Origin of the sequence: Methyloceanibacter marginalis (assembly GCF_001723295.1) — a bacterium.
GTDB classification, from domain to species: Bacteria; Pseudomonadota; Alphaproteobacteria; order Rhizobiales; family Methyloligellaceae; genus Methyloceanibacter; species Methyloceanibacter marginalis.
The window spans coordinates 1-2,176 of record NZ_LPWD01000239.1 but is presented as its reverse complement, the minus strand read 5'-3'; the positions used below and the strand labels follow the sequence as shown (position 1 = coordinate 2,176).

General features: G+C 65.5%; 5 protein-coding genes. 1 reads left to right on the top strand and 4 read right to left on the bottom strand.

The annotated features are described in order from the left end of the window. The coding region (locus AUC71_RS09350; protein ID WP_204376691.1) for a hypothetical protein at window positions 1–568 on the top strand (568 nt) is incomplete at its 5' end. Here AUC71_RS09350 and AUC71_RS09345 read toward each other — a convergent pair. The 4 genes from AUC71_RS09345 to AUC71_RS09330 form a co-directional block, all read right to left on the bottom strand. Next, window positions 565–1,041 (bottom strand): MgtC/SapB family protein, encoded by a 477-nt coding sequence (locus AUC71_RS09345; protein ID WP_342021831.1) that lies wholly within the window; start codon window positions 1,039–1,041, stop codon window positions 565–567. The genes AUC71_RS09350 and AUC71_RS09345 overlap by 4 nt on opposite strands. Before the next feature lie 9 nt (window positions 1,042–1,050). Further along, complete coding sequence (locus AUC71_RS09340) at window positions 1,051–1,320, bottom strand: DUF2312 domain-containing protein (protein ID WP_069624050.1); 270 nt, start codon at window positions 1,318–1,320, stop codon at window positions 1,051–1,053. Between the two features lie 180 nt (window positions 1,321–1,500). Further along, window positions 1,501–1,755 (bottom strand): DUF1244 domain-containing protein, encoded by a 255-nt coding sequence (locus AUC71_RS09335; RefSeq protein WP_069624048.1) that lies wholly within the window; start codon window positions 1,753–1,755, stop codon window positions 1,501–1,503. Then, window positions 1,748–2,176, bottom strand: a 429-nt coding sequence (locus AUC71_RS09330) for an N-formylglutamate amidohydrolase (protein ID WP_193427031.1), incomplete at its 5' end; no start/stop codon positions are given. The genes AUC71_RS09335 and AUC71_RS09330, both read right to left, overlap by 8 nt.

Here is a 2,176-nt window from a genome sequence, read left to right as displayed (position 1 = left end):
CCGAGCGTGGCGCCCCTGCCGACGCCGAAGCCGCGTCTGGCGCTTGCCACGGAAGTGCCGCAGCCGACCCTCGCGTCTTACACGCCGGACCAGCCTGCCCCGATGCGCTCGCGCCGCCGGCGCCGACCTGGAGGCCGCATCGGCCGCGGCCCCGCGTTTCGCCTATGCCAGCGCCGGCGGCGGTCTGCCTTGGTCGCAGCCGCCCCTGGGCCCCAAGCCGAGCCAGCCTCAGATTCCGACCTATGAGAACGCCGCGGTTGTTGGCGCGCCCGAGGTCGACGACGATCACCCGGACGAGCTCAGCTACGTGCCGTTCGAAACGGCGAGCCTGATGACCGACACGTCCGTCGCCCGCAACGCGGAGATCGCAACGCTGAGCCATCCCCAACAGGGCGATATCGACTATCTGTTCAATGAGATGGACAGCCCGACGGCCTTCCAGTTCCGCCGCAGCTCCGGCTATCGCGGCCTCGCCAGCGTCCAGAAATTCTCCGGCGGCGCTGTCAAAAGCCTCTACGCCGAGATGGACAGACCGGGCCGGACCCGCCTGGCGCAGAGCACCCGCTAGCCTCTAGCTGTATCCGCCCTCGTCCTTGTCGAAGGCGCCTCGATCCAGGCCACGCCCACAAGCAGAAACACCGAAAGAACCACCGACAGGACAACGATCTGCCAGGCGGCCAGGCCGCAGGCGATCCCGAGCGCGGCCGTCACCCAGACGGTCGCGGCGGTGGTAAGGCCCTTGACGGTCTTCTCCTTGGTGTCGCGCAAGATTACGCCGGCGCCGATAAAGCCGATGCCCGCCATGACGCCCTGGATGATTCCCTGAACCACGCGGCTGAGCGCGTCGGGATGATCGATCAAGTTCTGGAAATGGACCGTGGACACCGACACGATCGCCGCGCCGAGCGACACGAGCCCCAAGGTCCGCATGCCAATAGGCTTGTTGGAGAGATCCCGGTTGAGACCGAGCAGCATGCCGACCGCCACGGCAGCACAGAGCCGCCAAGCAACGTCGATAAAGTCGAAGCCTGGCGGGTTCACGTCCAAGGATTATGCCGCCTCTGACTCCGCCGCGTCGGTGTCCATGCCGAGCGCATGGAGGTACGTGGTGAGGACCGCGTCCTCTTCCCGCCGCTTGTTCTCGTCCAGCTTGCGCAGACTGATGACCTTGCGCAGCGCCTTGACGTCGAAGCCGGTGCCCTTGGCCTCCGCATAGACCTCGCGCAAATCCGCGGAGAGCGCTGCTTTCTCTTCCTCCAGCCGCTCGATACGAGACACGAAGGCACGAAGTTGATCTTTGGCTGATGTCTGAAGCTGCACGTTGGGTCCCTCGGGCGTTTGTGATGGTTCAATGAAGGCCGAGCTTGAGCCCGAATCGCGGACCGCAGCAAGGCGTCCGCGAGGCTTTTCCCGGTTATCCAAAGGCCGCGGCTCGGCCCGCGTGCGCGCGATGCCCGGGCTGGTAATAATTTGATATTTCTACACTTATCAGGGGCCCGCTCAGGACTGCTCGGTCTGGTATTTCGCCTTCCAGTCCGCATATGGCATGCCGTAGACGATCTCCCGTGCCGCATCCTTGGTCAGCGGCACGCCGCGTTCGTCCGCAGCCTCCAGGTACCAGGTCGACAGGCAGTTGCGGCAGAAGCCGGCGAGGTTCATCAGGTCGATATTCTGGACGTCGGTCCGCTCCCGCAAGTGCTCGACCAGCCGGCGAAAAGCGGCGGCCTCGATCTCGGTTCTCGTCGTCTCATCCATGGTCGTGATCCTTTCCGCAGCAGGCGCCCGTGTTGGAGCCGTGATGTTCGATGCGGTGCAAGCCGGGTGCGGCGCGCAGCACATCGTTGAGCACACGGGCCAGATGCGCGCCCCATTCCGCCTGCCCCTCCGCCGCCAAGATCAGATCCTGACGCACCTCGACCAAGGCGTGGGCAAGTCCGCGCAAGGTGGCGTGCCGGTAAAGCGTATCGCCCTTGAGCTGGCCCGAGTACGGCACGTTGTCGCCGATCTCAGCACCGGGAATGGTGTGCAGAGCCTTCAGCAACGGAAGCGGCAGCCTCGGGTCCTTGTCCCACAGCACCGCCGCCGACCAGGGCCGGGGAACGCCTTTCCAAGCTTGGGTGAAGCTGTGCACCGACAAGATCACCGGCGGCTTGCCGGCGGCGATGCCCGCCTCCAC